Origin of the sequence: Micromonospora sp. NPDC048986 (genome assembly GCF_040649335.1) — a bacterium.
Lineage (GTDB): Bacteria > Actinomycetota > Actinomycetes > Mycobacteriales > Micromonosporaceae > Micromonospora > Micromonospora alfalfae.
Genome location: NZ_JBEZFJ010000003.1, coordinates 312,203 through 338,947, shown reverse-complemented (window position 1 = coordinate 338,947; position 26,745 = coordinate 312,203). Strand labels below are relative to the sequence as shown.

The following is a 26,745-nucleotide window of genomic DNA, read 5'->3' as shown; positions in this document are numbered from 1 at the left end:
AGCGGGTTCACTGCTGGCCGGGAGGGAATCGGGCGGTCATCAGTCGAGGCTGAGAGCATGACAACGATCACTGCCTCCCCGTCCCGTACCGCCTCCCGCTGGCCCGACCGGCTCGCCCCACTGGCCGCCGGTTGGCTCGGCCTGTGGGGGGTGCTCGCCCTGATCGGCACGCTCACCGGCGCCGGCTACCCGTTCGGCCCGAACGACCCGCACGGCGGCGACGTCAGCCTGCTGCGCCTGGTACCGGTGGAGGTGGCCACCCCGCTCTTCGCCGGTGTGCTGCTCACCGCCGCGGTGGCGGCCCTGGCCATGAGCCGCCCGGCGGCGCGCCCACCCGGCCCGCTGCGGGCGCTGCTCGCCGGCTACGGCTGGGCGGTCGCGTTGGTGCTCGTCCTGGTCGTGCCGGATGTCCGAGTGCTGATCGTTCTCGGTTACCTGCCGATACTGATCGTCGGAGCACCGTTCGGCTGGCCGCCGATCGACTACTCCGACGTCTTCAACTGGGCGCTGTTCGGCCGGTTCGCGGCGCTGGCCGGCGGGTTGCTGCTGGTCGGGGCCGTGCTCGCCTGGCAGCGCCGCACGGCCGGGGCCTGCGTCGGCTGCGGCCGCGCCGACACCGGCCAACGGTGGACCACCCCGGCCGCCGCCACCCGCTGGGGTCGGTGGGCCGCCGGCATCGCCGCGGGCATCCCGGTCACGTACGCGTTGACCCGGTTCGCCTGGGCGGCCGGCATCCCGCTCGGCATCTCCCGCGAGTTCCTCACCGAGATGCAGGACACCGGGCTGGTCTGGGCCGGGTTCGGGCTGGCGGCCTTCGCCACCGTCGGCGCGATCCTCACCCTGGGCCTGGTGCAACGCTGGGGTGAGCGGTTTCCGCACTGGACGCTCGGGCTCGCCGGGCGGCGGGTGCCGGTGAAGCTGGCCGTGGTGCCGGCCAGCCTGGTCGCCATCTCCGTTACCGCGGCCTCGCTGGGGCTGCTCAGCAACCCGAAGTTCTGGGAACTCACCGGCGGGCTCAGCATTACCGGGTCGCCAATGCTGCTTTGGCCGGTGTGGGGTGTGGCGCTCGGCGCGGCCACCTACGCGTACCACCTGCGCCGTCGCGGCACCTGCCGGCGCTGCGGCCGGGGTTGAGGGTGGGGGTGGGGGTGCCCCTGATGCCCGGGGCGCCCCTGCGAATGTGAGCTAGCGTGGGTCGGGTGACTGCGCCTACCCCGGTAATCCCGGTTCCACCGGCCGACCTGCCCGGCACGCTCGGCGCGCTACGGGCGGCCGGTCACCAGTACCGCACCGTCAAGCAGGAACTCCGCGACAACCTCCTCGCCCGGATGCGCTCCGGCGAGACCCGCTTTCCCGGCATCGTCGGCTACGACGACACGGTGCTGCCCGAGGTCGAGCGGGCCCTGCTCGCCGGGCACGACATGGTGCTGCTCGGCGAGCGCGGCCAGGGCAAGACCCGGCTGATCCGCTCCCTGGGCGCGTTGCTCGACGAGTGGACCCCCGTACTGCCCGGCTCGGTGCTCAACGAGCACCCGATGCACCCGCTCACCCCGACGTCCCGCGCCCAGGTCGCCGAGGCGGGCGACGACCTGCCGATCGGCTGGCTGCACCGCTCGATGCGGTACGGCGAGAAGTTGGCCACCCCGGACACCAGCGTCGGCGACCTGATCGGTGACGTCGACCCGATCCGGATCGCCCAGGGTCGTACCCTCGGCGACCCGGAGACCATCCACTTCGGGTTGGTGCCGCGCACCAACCGGGGCATCTTCGCCGTGAACGAACTGCCCGACCTGGCCGAGCGCATCCAGGTGGCACTGCTCAACGTGCTCGAGGAGCGGGACATCCAGGTTCGCGGCTACCAGCTGCGCCTGCCGCTGGATCTGCTCCTGGTGGCCAGCGCCAACCCGGAGGACTACACCAACCGGGGCCGGATCATCACCCCCCTCAAGGACCGGTTCGGCGCGGAGATCCGCACCCACTACCCGGTCGACCTGGAGCTGGAGCTGGCGCTGATCCGCCAGGAGGCCGCCCTGGTCGCCGAGGTGCCTGAGCACGTGCTGGAGGTGCTGGCCCGCTTCGCCCGCGCCGTCCGGGAGTCGCCGTCGGTGGACCCGCGCTCTGGCGTCTCCGCCCGATTCGCCATCGCCGCCGCCGAGACGGTCGCCGGTGCCGCGCTGCGTCGCGCCGGTCTGCTCGCCGCCTCCGACACCCCGCAGGGACGCCCCGAGGCCGCCGTTGCCCGCGTCGGCGACGCGGTGTCGGTGACCAGCACGCTGCGGGGCAAGGTCGAGTTCGAGAGCGGCGAGGAGGGCCGGGAGACCGAGATCCTCGCGCACCTGCTGCGTACCGCGACCGCCGAGACGTTCCGGGCCCACCTGGCCGGGCTTGACCTGTCCGGGTTCACCGCCCTGGTCGAGGACGGCGCCGCGATCGAGACCGGCGAGTTGGTCAGCGCCGCCGAGCTGCTGCGCCAGGTCGGCACCGTACCCGGGTTGGCAAAGGTCCTGGACCGGCTCGACCTGGGCGACGCGCCCACCTCCGAGGAGGCCGCCGCCGCCGTCGAGTTCGTGCTGGAAGGGCTGCACCTGACCCGCCGGCTCGGCAAGGACGTCACCGACTCGGGGCGCACCGTCTACGGCGGCCGGGGCTGACGGTGGCCGGCAACCGGTTCCGTTACGGGCAGTGGAACGGCGGGCCCGATCCGCTGGCACCTCCGTACGACGTGCGTGAGGCGGTGGACGCGGTCGGCGCCGAGGTGCTGGCCGGCGGCAGCCTGCGGGAGGCGCTGCGTGACCTGCTGCGCCGTGGCCCGCAGGGACGGGGTGGCCTGGACGACCTGGCCGCCCGGGCTCGGCGGCTGCGCCGGGAGGCGCTGCGCAGGGGCGACCTGGACGGGGCGGTGACCCGGGCCCAGGCCCTGCTCGACCAGGCACTCGCCGCCGAGCGGGACGAGCTGCGCGGTCGCGACGACGACGACGCGCGGTTCGCCGAGGCAGTGCTGGACAATCTGCCGCGCTCGACAGCGCGGGCGGTGGAGGAGCTGTCCGGCTACCAGTGGGCCAGCGACGACGCCCGCCGCTCGTACCAGCAGATCCTCGACCAGCTCCGCGACGACGTGCTCGGCCAGCGCTTCGCCGGGCTGAGCGACGCGGTGCGCGCCTCCGCCGACCCGGCCGCCCAGCAGCGGCTCGCCGAGATGATGGGCGACCTGAACGACCTGCTCGCCCGGCACGGTCGCGCGGAGGACACCACCGACGCCTTCGCCGAGTTCATGCGCCGACATGGCGACTTCTTTCCGGAGAAGCCGGAGAACGTCGACGAGTTGATCGACGTGCTGGCCCGTCGGGCGGCGGCCGGTGAGCGGCTGATGAACTCGCTCTCCGAGCGGCAGCGCGCCGAGTTGGCCGGCCTCATGCAGCAGTCGCTCGGCGACCGCCTTGCGGGGGAGTTGTCGGCGCTCGACGCGAACCTGCGCGCGCTGCGGCCCGATCTGCGCTGGGGGCGCGGCGAGCGGGTTCGTGGCGACCAGCCGCTGGACTACGCCGACGCGGCCGGCGCGCTGGGTGAGATCGGCGACCTGGACGACCTGCTGGACCAGCTCGACCAGGAACACCCGGGGGCGACCCTCGACGACGTGGACGTCGACGCGGTGGCGCGCACGCTGGGCCGGGACGCGGCCGACGACGTTCGCCGGCTGCGCGATCTGGAGCGGGAGCTGCGCCGCCAGGGTTGGGTCAGCCGGGACGCGGAGGGGCTCACACTGAGCCCGAAGGCGCTGCGCCGGCTCGGCGGGACCGCGCTGCGGCAGGTCTTCGCGGAGCTGACCGCCGGGCCGCGCGGCCAGCACGACCTGCGCTCGGCCGGTGCGGCGGGCGAGGTCAGCGGCGCGTCCAGGCCCTGGCAGTACGGCGATGAACAACCGTTGGACGTGGTCCGGACGTTGACCCGGGCGGTCAGTCGGGCCGGGCCGACGGTCCCGGTGCAGCTCGCGGTGGACGACTTCGAGGTGGTGGAGACCGAGAGGCGTGCCTCGGCCGCTGTGGTGCTCTGCGTCGACCTGTCGTACTCGATGATCTCTCAGGGTCGTTGGGGGCCGATGAAGCAGACGGCGCTGGCGTTGGCACACCTGATGGAGACGCGCTTCCCACAGGACGCCCTGCAGATAGTGGGCTTCGGCCGGGAGGCGATGACGCTCACCCAGCAGGAGTTGGCGGCCGTGGAGCCGGACATGGAGCAGGGCACCAACCTCCAGCACGCGCTGCGGTTGGCGGGCCGGCACCTGCGGCGACACCCGGACGCCGAACCGATCGTGCTGGTGGTCACCGACGGCGAGCCGACCGCGCACCTGGATCCGGACGACGGGGAGGCGCTGTTCCACTGGCCGCCGCTGCCGGAGACGATCGAGGCGACGGTCCGCGAGGTGGACCGGCTGAGCCGTTACGGTGCCACGCTCAATCTGTTCATGCTCGGCGACGACCCGGGTCTGCGGCGCTTCGTCGACGCGGTGGCCCGCCGCAGCCGGGGTCGCATGTTCACGCCGGACACCGACGACCTGGGCGAGTACGTGGTCAGCGACTACCTCCGCTCCCGCCAATCCCGCCGCTAACTCCCGCCGCTGCGGGTTGACTGGGGGGATGGAGAGCGGGGGATTGCGGCGGGCTTACGGTGCCCTGTTCGCGGAGGTCGACGCTGGCGGGTTCGGTCCGGCTCCGGAGGGGCAGCTCAGTGCCGAGCAGATCGTCGCGCATCTGGTCGCCAACGACGAGCTGATGATCCAGGCCACCGAGGCGTTGCTGGCCGGGTCGCCGTTCGCCTACTACGAGTTGGCGGAGGACATGCACCGCCCGCAGCTCGACGCGCTCGCCGCCGAGCACTGTGGCCTGCGTGGCCTGACCGCGCTGCTGCACGGCACCAGCGACCGGTTGTGCGGGCTGGTCGACCAGCTCGGCCTGGCCGCGGAGACCCCGGTCGAGACGCACCTACGCGAGGGCTTCGACCTCATCGTCGACGAGCCGCTGCCCTGGTCCCGCACCCTGGACCTGCACACGAGGGTGCACCTGCCCAAACACCAGTCCCAACTGCACCGGCTCCGGTCCTGAGCGCCAAAGACACTCGGCCCAAATGGCCCCGAGAAGCCGTCGGCCGGCCGGCGTGGCGGCGTGGCACAGAGTGCCGAGCTGTTGCCACGTTGAGCGTGATGTCTGTGAGTCATCACGATGACTCACAGACATCACGCTCGTTGACCTACCCGACCTCACCCCAAGCTTTCCGTCGATCTTGCACATACTGTCCCGGCAAAAGCGGCATAAGTGGATGTTTGGGCGACAGTAAATGCAAGATCGCGGGGGCGCGGGGGCGCGGGGGCGCGGGTGTGCGGGTGTGCGGGTGGGTGGGTCAGGGTTTGGTTAGGGCCGGGCGTCGGTGGAAGGCGCGGCGGTAGGTGGACGGGGCTACGCCGATGCGTTGGTGGAGTTGCTGGCGTAGGGCGGCGGTGGTGCCGAACCCGCAGCGGTGGGCGATCTGGTCGACTGTGAGGTCGGTCGTCTCCAGCAGCAGCCTCGCGTGGTCGGTGCGCTGTTGCAGCAGCCACTGCGCCGGGCTCAGGCCGGTCTCCGACCGGAAGCGTCGGGTGAAGGTGCGCACGCTCATCCGCGCCTGCTCGGCCAGATCGCGCAGCGCGATCGGCTCGTGCAGCCGTTGCCGGGCCCACTCCCTGGCTCCCGCCGTGCTGGTGTCGGTCGCCCTCGGCACCGGCTGCTCGATGTACTGCGCCTGACCGCCGTCGCGCCACGGTGGCACCACACAGCGACGGGCCGCTCTGTTGGCCACCTCGCTGCCGTGATCGAGGCGGATGACGTGCAGGCAGAGGTCGATGCCGGCGGCGACTCCGGCCGAGGTGAGCACCCGGTCGTCGGCGATGAAGAGTACGCCCGGATCGAGGTCCACCCGGTCGTGCAGGCGGCGGAACCGCTCGGCGTACGCCCAGTGGGTGGTCGCCCGTCGCCCGTCGAGGAGGCCGGCGGCGGCGAGCACGAACGCTCCGGTGCAGATCGACATGATCCGGGCGCCCCGCTCGTGTGCCGCGCGCAGCGCCCCGGTCACCTCCGCGTCGGCGATGCCCGTTGTCAACGGGGTCCCGTCGTGGATGCCCGGGACGATCACCGTTTCGGCTGTGTCGAGCAGCTCCAGACCGTGGTCGGGGACCACCTGGAAGCCGGCGGTGCTGCGTACCGGCTGCCCACCCGGGGTGCACACCCGGACGTCGTAGAAGGGTGTCCCGTCGGCGGCCCGGGCCGTGCTGAAGACCTGGGACGGGGTGCCGAGGTCCAGGCCGACGACCTGGTGCAGCGCGAGTACGGCGATCCGGTGCGGGCGAGCGCTCATGGCCCGATTATTGCGCATGATGGCTTTCCGGCCACTCGTCGAGGTGAGTGGCCCGGCTCAGACTTGTCAGGTGACCAAGAACCGCCGTCTGCATCCCGCCTGGCTGGTCGCCGCCGTCGCCTTCGTGGCGTTGGTCGGCGCGGCCGGTTTCCGCGCCACCCCATCGGTGCTGCTGCACCCGCTGCACGAGGAGTTCGGCTGGCCCCTGGCCACGATCTCCGCGGCCGTCTCGGTCAACCTGCTGCTCTACGGGCTCACCGCGCCGTTCGCCGCCGCCCTGATGGACCGGTTCGGCATTCGCCGAGTGGTCTCGGTCGCGCTGCTGCTGGTCGCCGCGGGCAGCGGGTTGACGGTCTTCATGACCGCCAGCTGGCAGCTCCTGCTCTGCTGGGGTGTGCTGGTGGGGCTGGGCACCGGCTCGATGGCGCTGGCGTTCGTGGCCACCGTCACCGGCCGTTGGTTCGTCCACCGACGGGGCCTGGTCACCGGGGTGCTGACCGCGGGCGGCGCGGCCGGGCAACTGGTGTTCCTGCCACTGATCGCCATCCTGGTACGCGACCACGGCTGGCGTACCGCCGCGCTCGTTGTGGCAGGGGCGGCGCTGGCTGTCGTACCCCTTGTGGTGTGGCTGCTGCGCGAGCACCCGGCGGATCTCGGCCTGCCCGCCTACGGGGCGACCGCTGTTGTCGCGGCCTCGCCGCCGACCGGCGGCGCGGCGACCCGGGCGCTCGGCGCGCTGGCCACCGCGGCCCGGACCCGACCGTTCTGGCTACTGGCCGGCGGCTTCGCGATCTGCGGCGCGACCACCAACGGCCTGGTCGGTACGCACTTCGTGCCGGCCGCGCACGACCACGGCATGGCGCAGACCACAGCGGCCGGGTTGCTCGCCCTGGTGGGGCTCTTCGACATCGTCGGCACGATTGCCTCCGGCTGGCTCACCGACCGGGTGGACAGCCGGTTGCTGCTCGGCGCGTACTACGCGCTGCGCGGGTTGTCGCTGCTGGTGCTGCCGAGCCTCTTCTCCGGCACCGCCGAGCCGAGCATGCTGGTGTTCATCGTCTTCTACGGCCTGGACTGGGTGGCCACCGTGCCGCCGACTGTGGCGCTGTGCCGGGAGTACTTCGGTAGCGCCGGGGCTGTGGTGTTCGGCTGGGTGTTCGCCGCGCACCAGCTCGGCGCTGCGGTCGCCGCGACCGGCGCGGGCCTGGTCCGGGACCGGCTGGGCGACTACGCGATGGCCTGGTACGTGGCGGGTGCGCTGTCGATCGGCGCCGCCGGGCTGTCGTTGCTGCTGCGCCGCCGACCGGGCCGAGGAGTATCGGAGGCTGTGCTGGTCGCCGCGACCGCGCCGCGGGCCTGGAGCTTCCGGGGCTGAGCGGCTCGGACTGTCAGCCGAGGGTCCACTGCTGGGCGGGGCGGCCGTCGCAGGCGCGCTGCCGGATCTCGTCGTCGGGCTCGTCGCCGTCGTCGTCGGCCTGCCCACATTTGGCGCTGTGCGCGGCCACCAGCAGCACCGGTCCGGTGCCGGTGGGGGCCAGCCGCCACTGCTGGTTGGCCCCACCGTGGCAGGGGAACTGGAGCAACCGCGCGCCGTCGTCGGTGCTGCCGCCCTCGACGTCGAGGCACTGCCCATGGGCGGCGTTGGTCAGCGTCACCAGGTCCGTGCCGGCCGGGTTGACGACCCACTTCTGCTCCGGCCCGCCGGTGCAGACGGCCAACTCGGCCCCCGCCTCCTTGTCGTCGCCGTCGAGCCCCAGGCAGAGCCCGGACGCGACCCGCAGCACCCGGGGCCCGTTGGTCGGTGCCGCCGAGGGCGTCGGCGACGACTCGACCGACGGGGTCGGGCTCGGCTCGGCCGCCGGGGTGGTGGCCTGCGCCGTGCTGGACGTCGCGCCGACAGTGGCCGGTACCACCGGCTCGCCGTCGCCACCGAGCAGCCCGGTCGCGAAGACCACCCCGAGGAGTATCCCCACCAGCCCGACCCCGAGCGCCACCCGCAGCAGCGGGTCGGTGAGCGGGCCGGAACGGGCGGCCCGTCGACGGCCGCCGTAGACGGTGCCGGCGGGGTCGGGGCGTTCCTCGGGCGCGGACATACGGGCCATCCTCACCCACTACCGTCGGCCGCGGCCAGTCGGCGTCGTCAGTCGACGACCCGGACGTCCTTCCAGAACGCCACCCGGTCACGCACCATCTCGGCGTCCGGCTTGGGCTCCGGGTAGTACCAGACCGCGTCCTCGCTGGTGCTGCCCTCGTGTTCGAGGGAGTAGTAGGAGGCGGTGCCCTTCCACGGGCAGACGGTGTGCGTGGCGGACTCGCGGATCAGGTCCTGGCGCAGGGCGGAGCGGGGAAAGTAGTGGTTGCCCTCCACCAGCACGGTGTCGTCGCTCTCGGCGACGACCAGGTCGTTCCACAAAGCTTTTGGCATGTCCCAACAGTAGGCCGCGCCGCCGCTCCGGCAGCGCTCAGCGGGTGGGCTGCGCGTCGGTGACGTCGGCCACTGTGGCGTCGAGGGCGGCTATCGCGGCGTCGGCGTCGAGCGCGATGGCGAGACCGCGCTCGCCGGCACCAAGGGTGATCTCCCGGCCGCGCAGTCGCTCGTCGGCGACCACCGGCCAGGCGGTGCTCGCGCCGAACGGGGTGATGGTGCCGCGTTCGTAGCCGGTGGCGGCCAGGGCGCCGGCCGCGTCCGGCATGGAGAGCCGGTGCACACCGAGCAGAGCGCGCAGCTTGGGCCAGGAGATGACCCGGTCGCCGGGGGTGAGCACGAACAGGTGATCGTTTTCACCGCGCCGGACCACGATCGTCTTGACCACGTCGGGAACGGCCACGCCCCGGGCGGCGGCAGCCTCCGCGAGACTGCCGACCGCACCGTGGCTGACCAGCCGATACGGCAGTTGGGCGGCGTCCAGGGCGGTGATCGCTGGCGATGGCATGCCCGCCACGGTAGCCGTCGGACCTGCCACCGGACGGGAAACTGCCACCGCCGACATCCCACGGTTTCCAAACGGCGAGCGTAAGGTGATCACATGCGCGCTGAGCGTGTGGATCAACCGATTGACCATGATCAAGCGGTGGACACGCTGCGGCGGTCGTACGCCGCGGTGCCCACGGGCGAGCCTGTCCGGCTGGCCAAACGCACCTCCAACCTGTTCCGTCCCCGGTCCGCTCCCCGGACTCCGGGGCTCGACGTGAGTGGCCTGAACGGCGTGCTGTCGGTCGACCCGGCTGGCCGTACCGCCGATGTGCAGGGCATGTGCACCTACGAGGACCTGGTCGACGCGACGCTGCCGCACGGCCTGATGCCGCTCGTGGTGCCGCAGTTGCGCACCATCACGCTCGGTGGCGCGGTGACCGGCCTCGGGATCGAGTCGACCTCGTTCCGCAACGGCCTGCCGCACGAGTCCGTCCAGGAGTTGGACGTGCTCACCGGCTCCGGCGAGATCATCACCGCCCGGCCCGACGGCGAGCACGCCGACCTGTTCACCGCGTTCCCCAACTCGCTGGGCAGCCTCGGTTACGCCACCCGGCTGCGCATCGAGCTGCAACCGGTCGGCCGGTACGTGGCGTTGCGCAACGTCCGGTTCACCCAACTGGAGGCGCTGACCGACGCGATAGCGGAGGTGACAGCCACCCGGTCCTGGGCCGGCGAACCGGTGGACGCCATGGACGGAGTGATGTTCAGCCCCGGCGAGGCGTACCTGGTCTTCGCCACGTTCACCGACGTGGCCGACCCGCCCAGCGACTACACCGGTCAGGCGATCTACTACAGGTCGCTGCGCCAGCGCACCCGCGACGTGCTCACCGCGTACGACTATCTGTGGCGCTGGGACACCGACTGGTTCTGGTGCTCGTCGGCGTTCGGTGCGCAGCACCCTGTCGTGCGCAGGCTCTGGCCGGCGCGTTACCGGCGCAGCGACTTCTACCACCGACTGGTCCGGCTGGAGCATCGCCATCAGGTAGCGGCCCGGATCGACCGGCTGCGCGGGCAACCGGCCCGGGAACGGGTCGTGCAGGACGTGGAGATCCCGCTGGACCGTACTGCCGACTTCCTGCGCTGGTTCGCCGGCGCAGTGGGAATGAACCCGGTGTGGCTGTGTCCGTTGCGACTGCGTGAGCCGGCGGGGCCCGGTTCGGCGCGGTCCTGGCCGCTGTATCCGCTGCGGCCCGGGCAGGACTACGTCAACATCGGGTTCTGGGGGAGCGTGCCGATCGCGCCGGGCGCCGCCGACGGCGACGTCAACCGCACGATCGAACGCAGGGTGTCGGAGTCGGGCGGGCACAAGTCGCTCTACTCCGACGCGTACTACGACCGGGACGCCTTCGATCGCCTCTACGGCGGCGACACGTGGCGCGCGGTGAAAGACCGCTACGACCCGGACCACCGGCTGACGGGACTGTACGAAAAGGCGGTAGCACGAGCATGAGCCTGACCGACAGAGATCAGGGGGCGGCGAGCGTCCCCGCCACCCCACCGGCGGGGGGCCGGCACACGGGTCCGACGGTCGCGGATGTCGTCCGCGCTGTCACCACTGGGCCGTTGCCGGTGCGGATCACCGGGTACGACGGCAGCGCCGTCGGCCCGTCCGACGCCGGCATCACCCTGGCGATCCAATCCGAGCGTGGGCTGTCGTACCTGCTCACCGCACCCGGCGACCTGGGCATGGCCCGGGCGTACGTCAGTGGTGACCTGGCGTTGCAGGGCGTGCACCCGGGTGATCCGTACGAGGCGTTGCGGGTGCTCAAGGACGAGCTGCGGTTACGCCCACCGTCGCTGGCCGAGGGGCTGGCGCTGGTTCGTGGGCTGGGCTGGGAGCGGCTGATGCCGCCACCGGCACCGCCGCAGGAGGCGCAGCCCCGCTGGAAGCGGGTGATGAACGGGCTGCGGCACTCGCGGGTGCGTGACAGCACCGCCATCTCGCACCACTACGACGTCTCCAACGCCTTCTACGAGAAGGTGCTCGGCCCGTCGATGACGTACACCTGCGCGGTTTTCCGATCTCCTGACGACACGCTGGAGCAGGCCCAGGCGGCGAAGTACGACCTGGTCGCCGGCAAGCTGGCGCTGAAGAAGGGGATGCGGCTGCTGGATGTCGGGTGCGGCTGGGGTGGCATGGTGCGCCACGCCGCCCGCGAGTACGGCGTCAAGGCCCTCGGGGTGACCCTGTCGAAGGCGCAGGCGCAGTGGGCGCAGGCCGCGATCGAGCGGGAGGGGTTGACCGAGCTGGCGGAGGTGCGATACCTGGACTACCGGGACGCGCCGGCCGAGCAGTTTGACGCCATCTCCTCGATCGGGTTGACCGAGCACATCGGGGTGCGCAACTACCCTGCCTACTTCGGGGCGCTGCGTAGCCGGCTGCGGCAGGGCGGGCGCCTGCTCAACCACTGCATCACCCGGGCGGACAATCGCGCGCCGCACCGCTCGGGCGCGTTCATCGACCGGTATGTCTTCCCGGACGGTGAGCTGGCCGGTCCGGGCCGGTTGATCAGTGAGGTGCACGACGCCGGGTTCGAGGTGCACCACGAGGAGAACCTGCGTCAGCACTACGCGCTGACGCTGGCCGCCTGGTGCCGCAACCTGGTTGAGCACTGGGACTACTGCGTCTCGGAGGTGGGCGCGGGCACCGCTCGGGTGTGGGGGCTCTACATGGCCGGGTCGCGGATGGCGTTCGAGCGCAACGGCATCCAACTGCACCAGGTGTTGGCCACCCACAACGGCCCGAACGGCGTGAGCGGCTACCCGTTGCGACCGGACTGGTTGCCCTGATCACCTGCTGACCGTCGCCTGAGGCCGCGTCGAAAAAAGTCGGCGCGGCTTCTCGCGAAGCGATTGACAAAGAAGTTTTGTACGTACAAACTGATTTTGCCATGAGAGATGTCCTGTACCTGGAGCAGATCGAGCAGGCCGAAGTCCTGCTCAAGCCGCAGCGCGTCGAAGTGCTGCGGCAACTGGCCGAGCCGCGCACCTGCACCGAGGTCGCGGCCCGACTCGACCAGACGCCACAGCGCGTCTACTACCACGTCAAGCAGCTCGTCGCGGCCGGCCTCGTCGAGCTGGTGAGCGAACGCAAGGTCCGCGGCATCACCGAAGGCATCTACCAGGCCGCCGCCCGGTCCTACTGGCTCTCCCCACGGCTCGTCGGCCGGATCGGCCTGCGCCGGGCCCGCGACGAACTGAGCCTGGGCTACCTGCTCGACCTGATGGAGGAGGTCCAGGCCGACATCGCCGGCCTGGACCGGGCGGCGCCCGAGCTGCCCTCGATCGGGGTCTCCGGCGAGATCCGGGTGCCGGCAGAGCTTCGACAGCAGTTCCTGCACGACCTGCAAACCGCACTTCAGGACCTGTTCACCCGCTACGGCGGCAGCGAAGGAGATGCCTTCAAGCTGGCCGTCGCCTGCTATCCGAAAGGGAACGACAATGAGTGAGCCGATGAAGGTCCAGGCCCGTCTCTCCGCGCCCGTCGGGCGCGTGCGCCAGGCACTGACCGACCCGGCCGAGCTGCGTCTCTGGCTGGCCGAGCACGCCGAGGTCGAGCTGCCCCAGCGCTACGAGTTCTGGGGTCGCTACACGCCCGAGGGCGACGCCCCGCACCAGCGGCTGCTGCACGTCGACGACGACACGCTGCGCTTCGGCTGGCTGCTCGACGGCGTGGAAACCACCACCGAGTTCCAGTTGACCGCCGAGGGCACCGACAGCACGGTGCTGACGCTGATCCAGAGCCACTTCGACTTCGCCGAGGCGATGAGCGGCTCCACCATCCGTGGCGTGCTCCAGACCTACTGGGCGCTGTCCATCGCCAACCTGGCCGCCCACGTGGAGGGCAAGCCACTGCTGCCCCGCACCGACTTCACCTCCGCCGATCTGCGCGGTGAGCTGGTCATCGCCGCCCCCGCCGACAAGGTGTGGGAGTCGCTGACCGACTCCGAGCAGGCCAGCGCCTGGTTCGGCTACCCGATCGGCATCGAGCCCTGGGTCGGCGGCCGGTACGCCATGGGCGGCTTCGAGACCGGTTACGCGGCCAAGGTCGTCGACCTGGAGCCCGGCCGCCGGATGTCCGTCGACTGGGGGCCGACCGGCGTGACGAGCTGGGAGCTGGCCGAGTCCGGTGGCCGGACCACGCTGACCTTCGTGCAGAGCGGCTTCGACGAGGCCAACCCCCCGTACGGGGCGTGGAGCGGGTCGGTTGCCGGGCTGTTCGAGCTGCGTCGCTTCCACGAGGTGCCGAACTGGCAGCCGATCTGGATCTCTGAGGAGATTCCCGGCCTGGAGCCCGCGGCGTCCAGCTGACGCCTTGATCACCTCGCCTTGATCGTGCTCGATCAGGGATGTAGTGGCCTCGTTCACCCAGGAGGCCACCACATCCTGGATCGAGCACGATCTTGTGTATCTGGGTCCGATCTTCGGAGATCCGGTGGCGGCATCTGGTGACTTTTCGCTGTCGAGTGGGTACTGGCGGGCGATGTTCTTCATCTTTGGTCTGCGTACCAAGGTCGACCGGTCCGGTGTCGTGCAGCAGGTCTGCCGCCACTGCGGCAACCAGGCCGCGCAGGTGATCACCCGCCGCTCGACGAAATTCACGCTCTTCTTCATCCCCCTCATTCCGATCCGCACCCGGTACGCGCAGCAGTGCACGTTCTGCGGGGCGGAGTACGAGATTGCCAAGTCCGACGTCGAGCGCCTCCCGGTCGGCTGATCCGACGATGGAACGCTTCCTCTGCTGGCTGATCGGCCGGCCGACGCCCTCCGCCGACGTAGCAGTGCACACCGTCGCCCGCCCGCCCTGCACCCCTGGCCGACGCAGACGCCGCCGCGCACGCCGCCCGTTGGCCGGCACCGCACTGCCCCGTTCACCCTGGAACCGATCCGCGGGCCGCTGACCAGAGGCGCGAGCCGCAGCGGGGGTGCACGTTCGGCCCTGGCGGCGTTTCTGAGCGCTGGTTAGGCTTTCGGGGTTTGCCGTGGACCGGCGCCGCCGAGGGTGCACGCACGACGAAAGAGCCGGAGCGACCGTGTCCCGACAGGACGGAAAGCAGGCTGCGGGGACGCTCAACCCCGCCGGCGTGTTCGTCGCGGCTGCTGTCATCCTGCTGGAGGCGGGCTGGCTGGTCGCCGCGTTGCCCGGCGCGGCGCTGGTCAGCGACATCGGCGCGATGCTGGTCGCCGGTTGGGCGACGCTCGCGTGCGTCGGGGTGGCCCGTCGACATCCGGCGCCGCTGCGCCGGTTCTGGATGCTGCTCGCCCTCACCATGGCGCTCGCCGCGACCGGCCGGGCGATCTGGACCGTGCAGCGGCTCGTCGGCGGCGACCTGCCGCACACGCCGGTGGTCGGGGTGGTCTTCACCGCCGGCATTCTCACCGGCACTGCCGCGCTGCTCAGCTCGCCGTCCGCACCGAGGACCACTGTCGGGCGGGCGCGTACGTTGCTGGACGGGGTGATCGTCGCCCTGGCCCTGGTGCCGATCGGTTGGGTGCTGGTCTTCCGTGGGGTGGCCGCCGCCGAGCTGGCCGACCCGGCGCGCACGCTGGGGTTGCTCTTCCCGATGTTCGACCTGATGCAGCTCACCATCCTGGTCGCGGTCTCCGGGCCGGCCCGGCCGATGTGGCGGCCGATGACAGTCCTGGCGGCGAGCCTCACCCTGCGGGTCGTCGCCGACGTCGTCTACGTGTCGCTCGTCGCCCGCGCCGACTACACCGCCGGGCACCCGATCGACCTGTGCTGGCCGTTGAGCTACCTGCTGATCGGCCTGGCCACCCGGAACCCGCCGCCACCGGACTGCGACGGCACCGACGACACCGCCGAGTCGCCGCTGCCGCCCTGGTGGCGGGTGGCGTTGCCGTACCTGCCGGTGGGTGGGGCGATCATCGCTGTGGTGCTGGCCCGCCGGCCCACCGGGCAGACCCCGCAGCTGGTGTTCGTGACCATGATGGTGTTGCTGGCCGCCCTCGCCGTCCGGCAGGGGCTGGCGGCCAACGAGAACCTCCGGTTGGTGGCCCGGCTGCGCCGGCTCGCGTACGGCGACCAGCTCACCGGGCTGCCCAACCGGCTGTTGTTCAACCGGCGGCTGCGCCTGGCCCTGCGCCACGGGCGGCCGGTGGCGGTGCTGCTGCTCGACCTGGACGGGTTCAAGCAGGTGAACGACAGGTTCGGGCACGCCACCGGTGACACTCTGCTGACCGGGCTCGCGGCCCGGATGCACACCGCCGTGAACGGCGACGGCACCATCGCCCGGCTCGGCGGTGACGAGTTCGCCGTGCTGGTCGACGGGGACCGGCCGGTGTCACCCGAACGGCTCGCCGAGCGGCTGCTGGACGCGTTGCGGCCCTCCGACGACGAGGAGGACGTCGGGGTGCACCCGTCGGCGAGCATCGGCATCGCCGAGTACGGCCCCCAGCACGCCTCGCACAGCGACCTGCTGCGCGACGCCGACATCGCCATGTACGCGGCCAAGGCGGCCGGGAAGTCCGCGTACCGCACGTGCACGGCGACGTTGCGCGAGTCGGCGGTCTCCCGCGCCGAGTTGATCGCCGACCTGCGTCGCGCTGTCGACGAGGACCAGCTGCACCTGGAGTTCCAACCCATCGTCGACCTGACCACCGGCGCGGTACGCAGCGCCGAGGCGTTGGTGCGCTGGCGGCACCCCCGGCTGGGGATGTTGCCACCGGCGAAGTTCCTGCCGCTGGCCGAGGAGACCGGGCTGATCCTGCCGATCGACCGGTGGGTGATCCACGAGGCGTGCCGGGCCGCCGCGACCTGGCGGGGGCGAGCGCCGGACGCGACAGTCGCTGTGAACATCGCCGCCGCGCACCTGCGCCGCCCGGACCTGATCGCCACTGTCACCGCGGCGACCAGCGCCGCCGGGCTGGCACCACGGGCGTTGACCCTGGAGCTGACCGAGTCGGCGCTGATCGAGGGCACCGAGGCGGTGCTGGAGCGGCTGCACCAGCTCCGGGAGTTGGGCATCCGGATCGCGATCGACGACTTCGGCACCGGCTACTCGTCGCTGAGCTACCTGCACCGCATCCCGGCCACCGAGCTGAAGATCGACAGGTCGTTCGTGGCCCGGCTGGGCACCGACGACCGGGCGTACGCCACTGTCGAGATGGTCACCCGTCTGGCCGGCGCGTTCGATCTGGCGGTGGTCGCCGAGGGGGTGGAGACCGAGCGTCAGCACGAGGCGGTCACCGCGATCGGCTGCCCACGAGGCCAGGGCTATCTGTACGGGCGGCCGGACGGCCCCGCGATGGTGGGCCAGAATCGGAGTTGACTCTCACGTAGCGGCAGGCAGGAGCCTGGTTCCCGGAAGGGAGGGGGACCATGGCGTACACGGTGGGTCAGGTCGCGAAGGTGGCCGGCGTGACGGTGCGGACGCTGCACCACTACGACGAGATCGGGTTGCTCTCGCCCAGCGGGCGCACCTCGGCCGGTTACCGCCGCTACGACGACGCGGACCTGCAACGGCTGCAACTCGTCCTGTACTACCGGGAGCTGGGTTTCCCGCTTGAGGAGATCACCGCGATCATCGACGACCCGGCGGCCGATCCGGCCGCGCACCTGCGCCGGCAGCACGAGTTGCTGACGGTACGGCTCAAGCGGTTGCAGGAGATGGTCACGGCGATCGAGTTCGCGATGGAGGCGAGCAAGATGAACATCCAACTCACGCCGGAGGAGCGGTTCGAGGTCTTCGGTGACTTCGACCCGGAGGAGCACCAGGCCGAGGCGGAGCAGCGCTGGGGCGACACCGACGCGTACCGGGAGTCGAACCGGCGGGTCGCCGGTTACAGCAAGGACGACTGGCTGCGGAACAAGGCGGAGAACGAGGACTGGGGTCGGCGGATCGTCGCGCTGATGGCCTCGGGCGCGCCGGCGGACAGCCCGGAGGCGATGGAGCTGGCCGAGGAGCACCGGCAGCTCATCAGCCGCTGGTTCTACGAGTGCTCGTACGAGATGCAGACCGGGTTGGCCGACATGTACCTGGCCGACGAGCGGTTCACCGCGCACTACGAGAACATCGCGCCGGGGCTGGCCGCGTATCTGCACGAGGCGATCCACGCCAACGCGATCAGCCGGGCGTGACGAGGGGCGGTCCGGCTAGTCTGGCCGGACCGCACCGCCCGGGGGAGATGACAGTGCAGAAACCGAAGCTGATCGCCGCTGGTGTCATCCTCGCCGTGGCCGTCGCCGCCGGGGTGTGGGCGTTCGTGACCACCGGGGACGAACCCGATGAGGGTCGCCCGGCGGCGTCGGCGGGCCCGACCGAGGCGATCGGCGTGCTCAGTGCCGCAGCCGGAAAGGTCGACCAGCAGACCTACAGGCTGGCGTTGAGCAGCGGCGGGACGACGGGCGGGGACGCCACGCTGGTCCTCTGGGATCCGAAGGCGAAGCGTGGTCTGGAGACCACCTCCCTGAAGGTGCCCACCGGCGAGGTGAAGATCGAACGGCTGACCACCGGACCGGACGTCTACGTGCGGATCAGCGCCCCGGACCGGCGCGTTCCGGTCTGGGACGGCAAGACGTGGTGGCATGTCGGCGCTCCGGGTTCACCCCCCGCCCAGCAGGGCCTGGACAACACCAGACTGGCCAGCACGCTCAGCACGGCGACCGCCGTCCGGCAGACCGGTGCGCGGGAGTACGCGGGCACGCTGGACCTGCGCCGCAGCGGCGCGGTGCTGGGCGACGGGGTCGGCGGTGTGCTCGGTGACCGGGCCGCCGCAGTGCCGTTCACCGCTGCCGTCGACGAGCAGGGTCGGCTGGTCCGCTACCGCATCGAGTTGGCCAGCCAGCAGTCGGAGGTCGCCCAGCTCGACCTGACGTACTCGGATTTCGGGCTGCCGGTGTCGGCGGACCCGCCGGCGGCCGACCTGGTCGGCGAGGACCCGCCGGCGAACATCCCCGGCGCCTGAGGTCGGCTCACTCCTCGACCGCCCCGGCGACCGGGGTGACCAGGAAGTCGTAGACGGTGCGGGCCATCCGCCGGACCGTCTCGTCGCCGGTGGCCATGGGACCGGCGGTGAGGAACGCGACGGCGGTCTCGGTGCCGGGGATCAGGTAGTAGCCGACGTCGTGTGAGGCGTCCGGCAGGTCACCGGTCTTGTGGGCCACCGGCACCCCGGGTGGCAACGCCGCCGGGATCTTCGTGTTCAGGGTCTGCTCCCGCATGAACCCGATCATCAGGTCGCGGGAGGCGGGGGTGAGGATCTCGCCGTCCCAGATCGCGCCGAGCAGTGACACCACGTCGTCGGGGCTGGTGTAGTTCTCCTCGCCGCGCTGGGCCGCCGCGCTGTCGAGCATCCGGCGGGCCAGGATGGTGGACCGTTGGTTCATCGAGTCGATCAGCGCGTTGACCGGGGCGAACCCACCCAGGTAGGTGATCAGCACGTTCGCGGCCACGTTGTCGCTGTACTTGATCAGATACTGGGCGAGCCGGTGCACTGTGACCACCTGCGGGAACGTCTCGAACTGCAACTGGCCGGTGCCGCCGACCACGTCCTCCGGGGTGACCAGCACACCGTCGTCGAGGAGGACCTGTCCACAGTCGACCCGACGCAGCAGCTCGACGAGGATCCACAGCTTGATGACGCTGGCCGCCTTGGGGCGCAGCGATCCGTTGACGGCGATCTGCTGGTCGCCGTAACGGCCGGACAGGTCGCGGACGGTGACCCCGGCCGGGTTGAGGCTCGCGTCGGCGACCACCCGGGCGAGCTGCCCGCTGAGCGGGAACAGTCGGGCCCCGGCGGCCGGATCGGTGGGCGGCTGCGGGCTGGTGACCACCACGCCGGTCAGCGTCGTCGGCGGGCGGTGCCGTTGGATCACCTCCAGCGTGCCCTCACTGCGCCCCACCAGCGGCACCCGGTAGCGGTAGGCCGTCCCTCCGACCACGACAGTCCCGCTGGCCACCCCGGCGGCGACCCGCATTGTCGGGTCGGCGACCCGGCCGGTGTCGCCGTCGCAGGCGCGGTAGCGCACCGTGTGCCCGAGTGAGTCCACAGCGAACACCCCGCCGGGGAACGACAGCCAGGACACCTCGCTGGTCGGCGGGCGCTCCGGCGTGGGGTCCACCCCGGGCTCGTGGCTCTGACCGTCGCCGGGCTCCACCCCGTACCCCGGCTGGGTGGTCTGCGCCGGGTCCGCGACTGGCGCGCGGCCCGGGCCGTCGGCGGTGGCCGGCCCGGTCGTCGCGAGCACCGCGAGCGCGACCGCCGCCGTCAGCACCTTCAGGGGTACGCGGGCAGAGTTCCCCAGCGGGGAAGATGAACGCCTCTTGTCGCTTTTCCTCACGTTTGCACGATATGAAGCGCCGGAGGCTGGTGAGACCGGCGGGACCGGCGTCACCCGTCCGGGCGGCGATGTCCTGACGAGCGTGATGACACAGAGACATCACGATGACTCACAGGCATCATGCTCATCAGCAACCCCATCTCTGGAGGTCCATGATGTTGATCATCGCCGGCAGTCTGCAGGTCGAACCGGGCACCCGCGAGGCGTACCTGTCCGACTGCGAACAGGTCATCGCGCGGGCGCGCGCCACCGCCGGCTGCCTTGACTTCCTGCTGGCGGCCGACCCGTTGGAGCCCGGCCGGATCCACGTCTACGAACGCTGGGAGTCACCAGAACAGTTGGCCGCGTTCCGCGGCTCCGGGCCGGACGACGCGCAGGAAGTGGCAATCCTCGACGCCGACGTGCGGCGCTACCTGATCGCCGCCGTCGAAGCGCCCTGATCCGGCGGGCCGGCACCGCTCACGCCTGCGGTTCGGGGTCGGTGGGCAGGCCGGGCGCCATCCGGCGGATCGAGGTGAAGGTGGGCGTGAGGGCCTCGTACAGCTCGGCGAAGAGCGGCAGCAGCGCCGCGTAGGTGGCGGCGGCGGCCGGGTCGGGGCGGACCGTCTCCTCGATTCGCACCAGGTCCGCGGCGACGTCGATGCTGGGGATCAGCCCGAGCGCCTCCATGCCGAGCAGCGCCGCACCGAAGCTCGACCCCTCGTGCGCGGCCGGGAAGCTCACCGGCAGGCCGAGGGCATCGGCCAGCATCTGCCGCCACAGGCCGCTGCGGGCGAAGCCGCCACCGGCCCGAACCTCCCGGACCTCGTTGCCTGCCGCGCGCACCGAGCTGAGCACCAGCGCGAGCTGCTGGCAGACGCCCTCCAACGCAGCCCGCACCAGATGCTCGCGGCGGTGTGCGTGGGTCAACCCCACGTACGCGCCGCGCGGCAGGGCGCTCCAGTGTGGTGCCCGTTCGCTGTGCAGGTACGGCAGCATGATGAGCCCACCCGAACCGACCGGCGCGCGGGCCGCCACAGCCACCAGTTCCTCCTCGGAGTGCTCGCCCAGGTCCGGTGCGAGCGCCGCGCCGGCCCACTTGAGGACGATGCCGCCGTTGTTTATCGCGCCACCCACCGCCCAGCGATGCTCGGTCAGCGCGTAGCAGAACACCCCGCCGAGCGGGTCCACGCCGGGCCGCTCAACCATCACCCGCATCGCCCCGCTGGTGCCGATCGAGCAGGCCACCATGCCGGGGTGCACCGCGCCCAGGCCCAGGTTCGCGAGCGGCCCGTCGCCCGCGCCGACCACCACCGGCGTGCGTTCCGGCAGGCCGGTCTCGGCCGCGGCCTGCGGGGTCAGCGCGGGCAGCACGGCAGTGGTGGCGACAAGCTGTGGGAGCTGTTCCCTGGTGATGCCGGCGATGGTCAGCGCCTCGCGGTCCCACTCCAGCTCGTGGATGTCGAGCAGGCCGGTGGCCGAGGCGATCGAGTGGTCGGTGACCAGCACGCCGCAGAGCCGCAGCAGCACCCAGTCCTTGATGCCCACCCAGTGCGACACCCGCTCGAAGAGCTTCGGCTCCTGCTCGGCGAACCAGAGCAGCTTGGGCAGCGGCGACATCGGATGCATCGGCGTGCCGGTACGCCGGTGCAGGGCCAGCCCCGACGGCACCGCCCGCAACCGCTCGGCCTGACGGGTGGACCGCGAGTCGGCCCAGGTCACCGACGGGGTGAGCGGATTGCCGTCCCGGTCCAACCCGATCAGGCTGTGCATGGCGGAGCCGAACGACAGCCCGGCCACCGGCTGGACCAGCTCGGCCACGACCATGCTGATCGACTTGAGCACCGCGTCGAGGATGAGCTGCGCGTCCTGCTCGGCGTAGCCGGGTTGCGGGTTGTTCAGCGGGTAGTCGGCCAGGTGACTGCCGAGCTGCCGCCCGTCGGTGTCGTACGCGACGGCCTTGGTGCTCGTGGTGCCGATGTCGACCCCGATCACGACCCCGGGCAGCGTGACCTGCGGCACGACCGTCACCCCCTCGGAAACATGAATGTCCGCATCAGTATCCCCCTATCGTGCTGGTTGCTCCGCCGATCGGGTACTTCGCCCGTTTCGGCGTGTCCGTGCGGCGCGCCGGACCTGTTAAACCTCGTGACACCCCAGATTGGTGGCCAGCGCGGCGAAGGAGTCGGCGTGGCGAAGACTGATTCGACGGGTTCCACCTGGCGGTACCGGTGGGCGCACCGGCAGAACGTGCGGCGGGTCAGCACGTACCGCGGCGCTGAGGCGGCGTGGCGGCGACGCGACGACGAGTTACGGCGGCTACGCGCCCTCGCCGCCGACTTCCAGGGCTCGGCAGCCGCCGGCGTGGGGCTGGCACTGGAGCTGGCCGCCGACGAGGTGGTGCTCTGGGCGCTACCCGCCGCGCAACTGGTCGAGGTGCGGCACAGCACGGTGCTGCCCGCGCCGGACCTCACTGTCGCCCCGCGAACCGGGCAACTGCGCCCGCGCCGCCCGGACGGCGTACGCGTCACCGACGCCGGCATGGCCGTGATCACCAGCCGTCGGCTCGTGCTGCTCGGCGGGCGGGGCCGGCGCGACTGGGCGTACGGCCGGATAACCGGCCTGGCCCACGACCCGGCGGCGCCCGTCACCCTGATCCAGGTGCTGGACCGACGGAGCACCTCCGGGTTGTTGCTGCCCGCCGACGCGACAACGGACTTCCGGTTCAAGCTCACACTGGCCTTCGCCGACGCGATCGAACAGCGCGCCGCGGTGATCGCCCAACTCGACGAGCTGATCGCCGAGCACGCCCAGCTCAAGCCGTTCCGGCCGGCCGCGGCCACTCCCGGGCAGGCCCGGCTGTCGTCGTTGGTGCCCGGTGGCCGCCGGACCATCGCGGTGGCGGCGGCCATCGCCCTACTGGTGCCGGCGGCGCTGATCGAGTCGGACCCGTCCGACCCGACCGGTGGCGCGGAGGTCGCCGTCGCCGCCACCCCGGCACCCACCACCAGCGCGACGCCCGCGCTGATCCGCCAGGCCGGCCCGGCGCTCGCGCTGAAGACCCCGCCGGCGAAGCCGACACAGTCACCACGCCCGTCGCCCAGCGCCACCCAGCGCCCGCGCTGCGGTGGACCGGAGAACCCACTGGGGTACGGCTTCTGCGGCGGCACGCGGATCCGCAAACCGGCCGCCGAGGTGTGCGACTGGTTCGACTGCGTACCGCAGTTCTGGGCCGGTCGTGGTTACCTCGTGCAGTGCCGCGACGGTTCGGTCAGCCTGGCCGGCGGCCGGGCCAACGCCTGCGCCGAGCACCAGGGCGTGCGGCGAACCATCACAAAGTGACCGATTCAGGGTCTGAAGTCCGCTTCGCTCGGCCAGAATGATCGAGTGGAGATCCGGTCTGACGATGGCGCTCGGGTGCGGGTACGCCCCGTCGGCTACCAGCCCGGCATCGACCCGCCCGACGACCTCGACGGGGCCACGTCCGGCTGGCACGACTGGCTGCTCATCGAGGTGGACGCCCGCACCGCCGACGGCCAGACCTGGTCGCACCACTACCCGAGCCTCATGGTGGAGGAGGCCCGCGCGCTCGGCGGCTGGCTGCACGGGCAGGCCACCGCCGCACTCGGGCTGAGCGCGCCACCGGCGATGGTCCGCTTCACCGAACCCAACCTGGCCCTGCGCAGCCGGGTGCTGCGCCGCCGCCGGCTGGAGCTGATCGTGGAGTTCTCCGCCGAGTCACTGCCACCGTGGATGCGCCGGCCGTCCACGGCGATCTACCCGCTGATCCTCACCGTCTCCGCTGACGCCCTGGCCACCGCCGCCGAACACTGGGCCGAGCACTGCGAGGCGTACCCGCCGCGTACCCAGTCGCGCTTCCCCACCCACGGCCCGCAGCCGTACCGCCGGCGAGCCGGCTGATCACCGTCAGGTACGGTGATCTTCGTCAGCCACGAGAGGAGGTGAGCCCGGTGACCATCCACCGTCATTCCTGGGCGCTCCTCTCCGCCGTCCCCCTCAGCTGACCTCTCGCGTCGGGGAGTGCCCTCCTTTCCGGAGGACCAATGTCTTTCTCTTCCTTCCGCATCGACGTGCCCGATGCGGTTCTCGACGACCTACGGGCCCGACTGGCCCGTACCCGATTCACCGACCGCAGCGGCAACCAGCCGTGGCAGGGCGGCGTCGACCCCGACTACCTGCGGGACCTGGTGTCCTACTGGCACGACGGGTACGACTGGCGCGCTCGCGAAGCCGAGCTCAACGCGTACCCCCAGCACCTGGCCGTCGTCGGCGGCCGGAAGTTGCACTTCCTGCACGTCCGGGCCGCGCGCCCGGCGGGTACGCCCGCGCCGTTGCCGTTGATCCTCGGCCACGGCTGGCCCAGCAGCTTCATCGAGATGCTGCCCCTGGTCGACCGGTTGACCAGCCCTGCCGGCGGCGGCTTCGACGTGGTGGTGCCGTCACTGCCCGGCTTCGGCTTCTCGGAGGTCCCGAACGAGCCGGTGACCCGGGCGCTGCTGGCTCGGACCCTGCACGAACTGATGACCGACGTGCTCGGCTACGAGCGGTACGGCGCCTTCGGCGGCGACGTCGGGGGAGTGGTCACGGGCTGGCTGGGCGCTCTCTATCCGGAGCGGGTGGCCGGCATCCAGATGATCCATCCACCGTTTCCGGCCAGCTTCGACGCCCGCCCACTGTCGGCGGCCGAGCAGGCGTACCTGGACGCCGAAGCCGCGTACGACGAGACCGACGGCGGCTACAGCGCCATCATGGGCACGCGCCCGGACACTCTCGCGGCGGCGCTCGCCGACTCACCCGCCGGGCTGGCCGCCTGGCTCGTCGACAAATACCGCGACTGGAGCGACAACCACGGTGACCTGGCGAACAGCGTCGACCGGGACACCCTGCTCACCATCATCACGCTGTACTGGGTGTCGGGCACCATCGGCTCGTCGTTCCGGCAGTACGCCGACTTCGACCACAACACACCACGACCCGACATCACGGTGCCGGCCGCGTTCACGGTGAGCACCGAACCCGCGCAGGCCAACTTCCCTCGCTCGATCGCGGAGCGGGCCTGCACCGACATCCGGCACTGGAGCGAGCCGGGCCGGGGTGGGCACTTCATGCCGCTGGAGGAGCCGGATCTGCTGGCCACTGAGATGAGGCAGTTCTTCACCTCGCTGTAGGGCGATGCGCGGCGGCGGAGCCGAGCCCAGCGTGGTCGGCTCCGCCGCTGCCGGAAATTCTCTCCTTTCGGGCGCAACGGGATGCATCGATCCGGCTGGCGTTGCCTGTCACGTACGTGAGCGGTTGTACCGCGTGTGACCGTGACGTCTGTGTCCTGTCCCCCCTGGCGGATCGCCTGGGCCGAGCGCGAGAACGAGCGCCGGCAGCGCGCGTACCGCGACGCCACCGACGCCTGGCGGCACCGCGGCGACCACCTGGCCCGGCTCCGCATCGAAGCCGCCAGCTTCCTCGGGTGTACGCAGCCCCGCACCGGCCTGCCGGTGGACCTCGACGACGACGAACTCGTCTTCCGCGTCCTCCCCGTCGCCACGCTCGTCGAGGCCGAGGCGCGACACATCCCCGGCCTACCCAGGCCGGACGGCTTCTGTTCCTTCGCCGAGGCTTCTTCCGAGTCCCTACCGGCGGGCTTGCGCGCCGTCGAGACGGGCATGGCCGTCGTGACCAGCCGACGGGTGGCCTTCGGCGGTCGGGAGCACCGGCGCGAATGGCGGTACGCCGACCTGGTCGGCCCCGCCCACCACCCCGACGTCCCGGTCACCCTGCTGCCCGACCGCAGTCGACTTGATGGGCTGCTGGTCCCGGCGGGTGCCGTGGTGAACTTCCGCTTCTACCTCACCCTCGCGGCTGCCGACGATCGCGCCACCGTCGTCGCGCAGGTCGACGCGCTGCGGGCAGCACACCGGGCCGCCCCGCCTGCGCCAGTTGTGTTGGTGGACCCCGACGACGCGCCGCTGACGGCGGTCCGCCCCGACCGGCGGGCGCTCGGCGCTGCCGCCGTCGCGGCCGTGGTGTTCGTGACGCTCGGCCCGGGCGCTCTGGGACCTGGCGCGTGGGGGGCTCGCGGGCCGGTGCCGTCGGCGGAGATCGTCGCCTTGGACCTGCCAAGGGCCGGGGCGGCGCTCGTTCCGATCGGTCCCGTCGGGCCGGCGGCACCCAGGTCACGGGTTGGCTCGGCCGACAGTGCGGTATGGAGCCCGCCGCATGTCCCGGCTATCCGGCCGTCGACTGTCTCCACAGTGGCGGAAGCTGCTGTCGTGGTGGCCCTGCCGCCGACAGTTGCGCCGTCCGTCGTGCCGACCCCGTTGGCCAGTTCGGTGCCGACGCCTGGTCCGGTCCCCACTACCGACCCGCCCCCGTCGGCCCTGCCGACGCCGCCTGTCGTGTCAGCCTCGCCGACGCCGACCCCGGCTGTTACGGCAACGCCTTCGCCGGATCCGGGGCTACTGGCGATCTGCCTGGACCCTCTTCAACTGCCGTTGCTGGACCCGCTGCTCTGCCCGTCTCCGGCACCCTGATCAGCGATCGTGCCTGACGGTCTGGCGTTTGCTCAGCTCATGGCGCTGAAGTCGGGGACGGTGAGGGTGCCGTCCTCCGCGAGGGTGAAGCCGGGGTTCCAGGCGATCTCCCACAGGTGGCCGTCCGGGTCGGCGAAGTAGCCGGCGTAACCACCGTAGAAGGTCTCAGCGGCCGGCTTGGTCACCGTCGCGCCGGCCTTGGTCGCCGTGGCGATCACCTCGTCTACCTCGGCCCGGGAGCGGACGTTCTGGGCGAGGGTCATCCCACCGAAGCCGGCGGCGCCCGGGTCGTCGATGCCCGCGTCTTCGGCCAGCTTGTCGCGGCCCCACAGGACGAGAGCCAGGCCGCCGGCCTGGATGAAGACCGTCTCCTCGACCTCCTGGCCCTGCCAGCCGAGCTGCTCGTAGAACGCCTTCGCGCGGGCTACGTCCGCGACTCCCAAGGTGATCAGGCTGATCCGCTGCTCCATGGTCTTCAACCTAACGGCATAACTCAGCCCGCAGTGGTCTGCTTTGAGGCTGGCGGGACTGTGTCAACCTATGCCGGTGCTGGAGCGTCTGAC

The 26,745-nt window shown here is 71.6% G+C and carries 25 protein-coding genes; 18 read left to right on the top strand and 7 right to left on the bottom strand.

What is annotated here, in order from left to right:
• Nucleotides 1-57: 57 nt before the first annotated feature.
• Genes AB0B94_RS09410 through AB0B94_RS09395 form a run of 4 tightly spaced genes read left to right on the top strand, consistent with a single transcriptional unit; the run spans nucleotide 58 to nucleotide 5,099 of the window.
• Nucleotides 58-1,134 (top strand): hypothetical protein, encoded by a 1,077-nt coding sequence (locus AB0B94_RS09410; protein ID WP_357270652.1) that lies wholly within the window; start codon nucleotides 58-60, stop codon nucleotides 1,132-1,134.
• 56 nt (nucleotides 1,135-1,190) lie between these two features.
• A complete protein-coding gene (locus AB0B94_RS09405; RefSeq protein WP_357270649.1) occupies nucleotides 1,191-2,651 on the top strand; it encodes a sigma 54-interacting transcriptional regulator in 1,461 nt (486 codons plus the stop codon).
• A gap of 2 nt (nucleotides 2,652-2,653) precedes the next feature.
• On the top strand, nucleotides 2,654-4,606 hold the full coding sequence (locus tag AB0B94_RS09400; protein ID WP_357270646.1) for a VWA domain-containing protein: 1,953 nt from the start codon (nucleotides 2,654-2,656) through the stop codon (nucleotides 4,604-4,606).
• 28 nt (nucleotides 4,607-4,634) lie between these two features.
• Complete coding sequence (locus AB0B94_RS09395) at nucleotides 4,635-5,099, top strand: hypothetical protein (RefSeq protein ID WP_238666564.1); 465 nt, start codon at nucleotides 4,635-4,637, stop codon at nucleotides 5,097-5,099.
• 295 nt (nucleotides 5,100-5,394) lie between these two features.
• On the opposite strand, the gene AB0B94_RS09390 is transcribed toward AB0B94_RS09395, so the two are convergent.
• Nucleotides 5,395-6,402 carry a helix-turn-helix domain-containing protein gene (locus AB0B94_RS09390; RefSeq protein ID WP_357270643.1) on the bottom strand — a complete coding sequence of 336 codons (1,008 nt, stop codon included), beginning with the start codon at nucleotides 6,400-6,402 and terminating at the stop codon, nucleotides 5,395-5,397.
• Nucleotides 6,403-6,454: 52 nt separating this feature from the next.
• Here AB0B94_RS09390 and AB0B94_RS09385 point away from each other — a divergent pair, with 52 nt between their 5' ends.
• Nucleotides 6,455-7,759, top strand: a complete 1,305-nt coding sequence (locus AB0B94_RS09385) for an MFS transporter (RefSeq protein ID WP_357270640.1) — start codon at nucleotides 6,455-6,457, stop codon at nucleotides 7,757-7,759.
• A gap of 13 nt (nucleotides 7,760-7,772) precedes the next feature.
• Here AB0B94_RS09385 and AB0B94_RS09380 read toward each other — a convergent pair whose 3' ends face one another.
• Genes AB0B94_RS09380 through AB0B94_RS09370 form a run of 3 tightly spaced genes read right to left on the bottom strand, consistent with a single transcriptional unit; the run spans nucleotide 7,773 to nucleotide 9,317 of the window.
• Nucleotides 7,773-8,477: an RICIN domain-containing protein gene (locus AB0B94_RS09380; RefSeq protein WP_357270637.1), complete on the bottom strand. Its 705-nt coding sequence runs from the start codon at nucleotides 8,475-8,477 to the stop codon at nucleotides 7,773-7,775.
• Nucleotides 8,478-8,524: 47 nt separating this feature from the next.
• A complete protein-coding gene (locus tag AB0B94_RS09375; protein WP_357270634.1) occupies nucleotides 8,525-8,809 on the bottom strand; it encodes a DUF427 domain-containing protein in 285 nt (94 codons plus the stop codon).
• 37 nt (nucleotides 8,810-8,846) lie between these two features.
• Nucleotides 8,847-9,317, bottom strand: coding sequence for a YbaK/EbsC family protein (locus AB0B94_RS09370; RefSeq protein WP_357270631.1), 471 nt, complete (start codon nucleotides 9,315-9,317; stop codon nucleotides 8,847-8,849).
• 93 nt (nucleotides 9,318-9,410) lie between these two features.
• On the opposite strand from AB0B94_RS09370, the gene AB0B94_RS09365 reads away from it, so the two are divergent.
• The 8 genes from AB0B94_RS09365 (at nucleotide 9,411) to AB0B94_RS09330 (ending at nucleotide 18,283) form a co-directional block, all read left to right on the top strand.
• Nucleotides 9,411-10,808, top strand: a complete 1,398-nt coding sequence (locus AB0B94_RS09365; protein WP_238666558.1) for an FAD-binding oxidoreductase — start codon at nucleotides 9,411-9,413, stop codon at nucleotides 10,806-10,808.
• On the top strand, nucleotides 10,805-12,148 hold the full coding sequence (locus AB0B94_RS09360; protein WP_238666557.1) for a class I SAM-dependent methyltransferase: 1,344 nt from the start codon (nucleotides 10,805-10,807) through the stop codon (nucleotides 12,146-12,148). Before AB0B94_RS09365 ends, AB0B94_RS09360 begins: the two co-directional genes overlap by 4 nt.
• Nucleotides 12,149-12,249: 101 nt before the next feature.
• Nucleotides 12,250-12,807 (top strand): helix-turn-helix domain-containing protein, encoded by a 558-nt coding sequence (locus tag AB0B94_RS09355; RefSeq protein ID WP_357270626.1) that lies wholly within the window; start codon nucleotides 12,250-12,252, stop codon nucleotides 12,805-12,807.
• Entirely contained in the window at nucleotides 12,800-13,669 is an 870-nt protein-coding gene (locus AB0B94_RS09350) for an SRPBCC family protein (protein WP_357270622.1), read from the top strand. Before AB0B94_RS09355 ends, AB0B94_RS09350 begins: the two co-directional genes overlap by 8 nt.
• Nucleotides 13,670-13,712: 43 nt before the next feature.
• Complete coding sequence (locus tag AB0B94_RS09345) at nucleotides 13,713-14,075, top strand: zinc-ribbon domain-containing protein (protein ID WP_357270619.1); 363 nt, start codon at nucleotides 13,713-13,715, stop codon at nucleotides 14,073-14,075.
• A 316-nt stretch (nucleotides 14,076-14,391) separates the two neighbouring features.
• Nucleotides 14,392-16,647 carry an EAL domain-containing protein gene (locus AB0B94_RS09340; protein ID WP_357270617.1) on the top strand — a complete coding sequence of 752 codons (2,256 nt, stop codon included), beginning with the start codon at nucleotides 14,392-14,394 and terminating at the stop codon, nucleotides 16,645-16,647.
• A gap of 50 nt (nucleotides 16,648-16,697) precedes the next feature.
• Complete coding sequence (locus AB0B94_RS09335; RefSeq protein ID WP_357270614.1) at nucleotides 16,698-17,456, top strand: MerR family transcriptional regulator; 759 nt, start codon at nucleotides 16,698-16,700, stop codon at nucleotides 17,454-17,456.
• Between the two features lie 53 nt (nucleotides 17,457-17,509).
• Nucleotides 17,510-18,283, top strand: coding sequence for a hypothetical protein (locus tag AB0B94_RS09330; protein ID WP_357270611.1), 774 nt, complete (start codon nucleotides 17,510-17,512; stop codon nucleotides 18,281-18,283).
• 7 nt (nucleotides 18,284-18,290) lie between these two features.
• Here the strand turns inward: AB0B94_RS09330 and AB0B94_RS09325 are convergent, their stop codons facing one another.
• On the bottom strand, nucleotides 18,291-19,658 hold the full coding sequence (locus AB0B94_RS09325) for a serine hydrolase (protein WP_357270608.1): 1,368 nt from the start codon (nucleotides 19,656-19,658) through the stop codon (nucleotides 18,291-18,293).
• Between the two features lie 155 nt (nucleotides 19,659-19,813).
• Here AB0B94_RS09325 and AB0B94_RS09320 point away from each other — a divergent pair, with 155 nt between their 5' ends.
• On the top strand, nucleotides 19,814-20,098 hold the full coding sequence (locus tag AB0B94_RS09320; protein WP_357271026.1) for an antibiotic biosynthesis monooxygenase: 285 nt from the start codon (nucleotides 19,814-19,816) through the stop codon (nucleotides 20,096-20,098).
• 19 nt (nucleotides 20,099-20,117) lie between these two features.
• Here the strand turns inward: AB0B94_RS09320 and AB0B94_RS09315 are convergent, their stop codons facing one another.
• The gene (locus AB0B94_RS09315; protein WP_357270604.1) at nucleotides 20,118-21,659 is read right to left on the bottom strand and encodes a gluconokinase; all 1,542 of its coding nucleotides are present in this window, start codon (nucleotides 21,657-21,659) and stop codon (nucleotides 20,118-20,120) included.
• Nucleotides 21,660-21,827: 168 nt separating this feature from the next.
• Here AB0B94_RS09315 and AB0B94_RS09310 point away from each other — a divergent pair, with 168 nt between their 5' ends.
• The 4 genes from AB0B94_RS09310 to AB0B94_RS09295 all read left to right on the top strand — a co-directional run bounded on the left by AB0B94_RS09310 (nucleotide 21,828) and on the right by AB0B94_RS09295 (nucleotide 26,182).
• Nucleotides 21,828-22,979, top strand: a complete 1,152-nt coding sequence (locus AB0B94_RS09310; RefSeq protein ID WP_357270599.1) for a hypothetical protein — start codon at nucleotides 21,828-21,830, stop codon at nucleotides 22,977-22,979.
• Between the two features lie 45 nt (nucleotides 22,980-23,024).
• Nucleotides 23,025-23,558 (top strand): hypothetical protein, encoded by a 534-nt coding sequence (locus AB0B94_RS09305; RefSeq protein ID WP_357270596.1) that lies wholly within the window; start codon nucleotides 23,025-23,027, stop codon nucleotides 23,556-23,558.
• A 143-nt stretch (nucleotides 23,559-23,701) separates the two neighbouring features.
• Nucleotides 23,702-24,826, top strand: a complete 1,125-nt coding sequence (locus AB0B94_RS09300; RefSeq protein WP_357270593.1) for an epoxide hydrolase family protein — start codon at nucleotides 23,702-23,704, stop codon at nucleotides 24,824-24,826.
• Between the two features lie 150 nt (nucleotides 24,827-24,976).
• Nucleotides 24,977-26,182, top strand: a complete 1,206-nt coding sequence (locus AB0B94_RS09295; protein WP_357270590.1) for a hypothetical protein — start codon at nucleotides 24,977-24,979, stop codon at nucleotides 26,180-26,182.
• Nucleotides 26,183-26,214: 32 nt separating this feature from the next.
• Here the strand turns inward: AB0B94_RS09295 and AB0B94_RS09290 are convergent, their stop codons facing one another.
• Nucleotides 26,215-26,652 (bottom strand): VOC family protein, encoded by a 438-nt coding sequence (locus tag AB0B94_RS09290; protein ID WP_357270587.1) that lies wholly within the window; start codon nucleotides 26,650-26,652, stop codon nucleotides 26,215-26,217.
• Between the last annotated feature and the right edge of the window lie 93 nt (nucleotides 26,653-26,745).

Coding starts and splice junctions, on each gene's coding strand:
- AB0B94_RS09410 (WP_357270652.1), top strand. CDS start 58: ATGACAACGATCACTGCCTCCCCGTCCCGTACCGCCTCCCGCTGGCCC.
- AB0B94_RS09395 (WP_238666564.1), top strand. CDS start 4,635: ATGGAGAGCGGGGGATTGCGGCGGGCTTACGGTGCCCTGTTCGCGGAG.
- AB0B94_RS09390 (WP_357270643.1), bottom strand. CDS start 6,402: ATGCGCAATAATCGGGCCATGAGCGCTCGCCCGCACCGGATCGCCGTA.
- AB0B94_RS09380 (WP_357270637.1), bottom strand. CDS start 8,477: ATGTCCGCGCCCGAGGAACGCCCCGACCCCGCCGGCACCGTCTACGGC.
- AB0B94_RS09375 (WP_357270634.1), bottom strand. CDS start 8,809: ATGCCAAAAGCTTTGTGGAACGACCTGGTCGTCGCCGAGAGCGACGAC.
- AB0B94_RS09370 (WP_357270631.1), bottom strand. CDS start 9,317: ATGCCATCGCCAGCGATCACCGCCCTGGACGCCGCCCAACTGCCGTAT.
- AB0B94_RS09365 (WP_238666558.1), top strand. CDS start 9,411: ATGCGCGCTGAGCGTGTGGATCAACCGATTGACCATGATCAAGCGGTG.
- AB0B94_RS09360 (WP_238666557.1), top strand. CDS start 10,805: ATGAGCCTGACCGACAGAGATCAGGGGGCGGCGAGCGTCCCCGCCACC.
- AB0B94_RS09355 (WP_357270626.1), top strand. CDS start 12,250: ATGAGAGATGTCCTGTACCTGGAGCAGATCGAGCAGGCCGAAGTCCTG.
- AB0B94_RS09350 (WP_357270622.1), top strand. CDS start 12,800: ATGAGTGAGCCGATGAAGGTCCAGGCCCGTCTCTCCGCGCCCGTCGGG.
- AB0B94_RS09335 (WP_357270614.1), top strand. CDS start 16,698: ATGGCGTACACGGTGGGTCAGGTCGCGAAGGTGGCCGGCGTGACGGTG.
- AB0B94_RS09320 (WP_357271026.1), top strand. CDS start 19,814: ATGTTGATCATCGCCGGCAGTCTGCAGGTCGAACCGGGCACCCGCGAG.
- AB0B94_RS09300 (WP_357270593.1), top strand. CDS start 23,702: ATGTCTTTCTCTTCCTTCCGCATCGACGTGCCCGATGCGGTTCTCGAC.
- AB0B94_RS09290 (WP_357270587.1), bottom strand. CDS start 26,652: ATGGAGCAGCGGATCAGCCTGATCACCTTGGGAGTCGCGGACGTAGCC.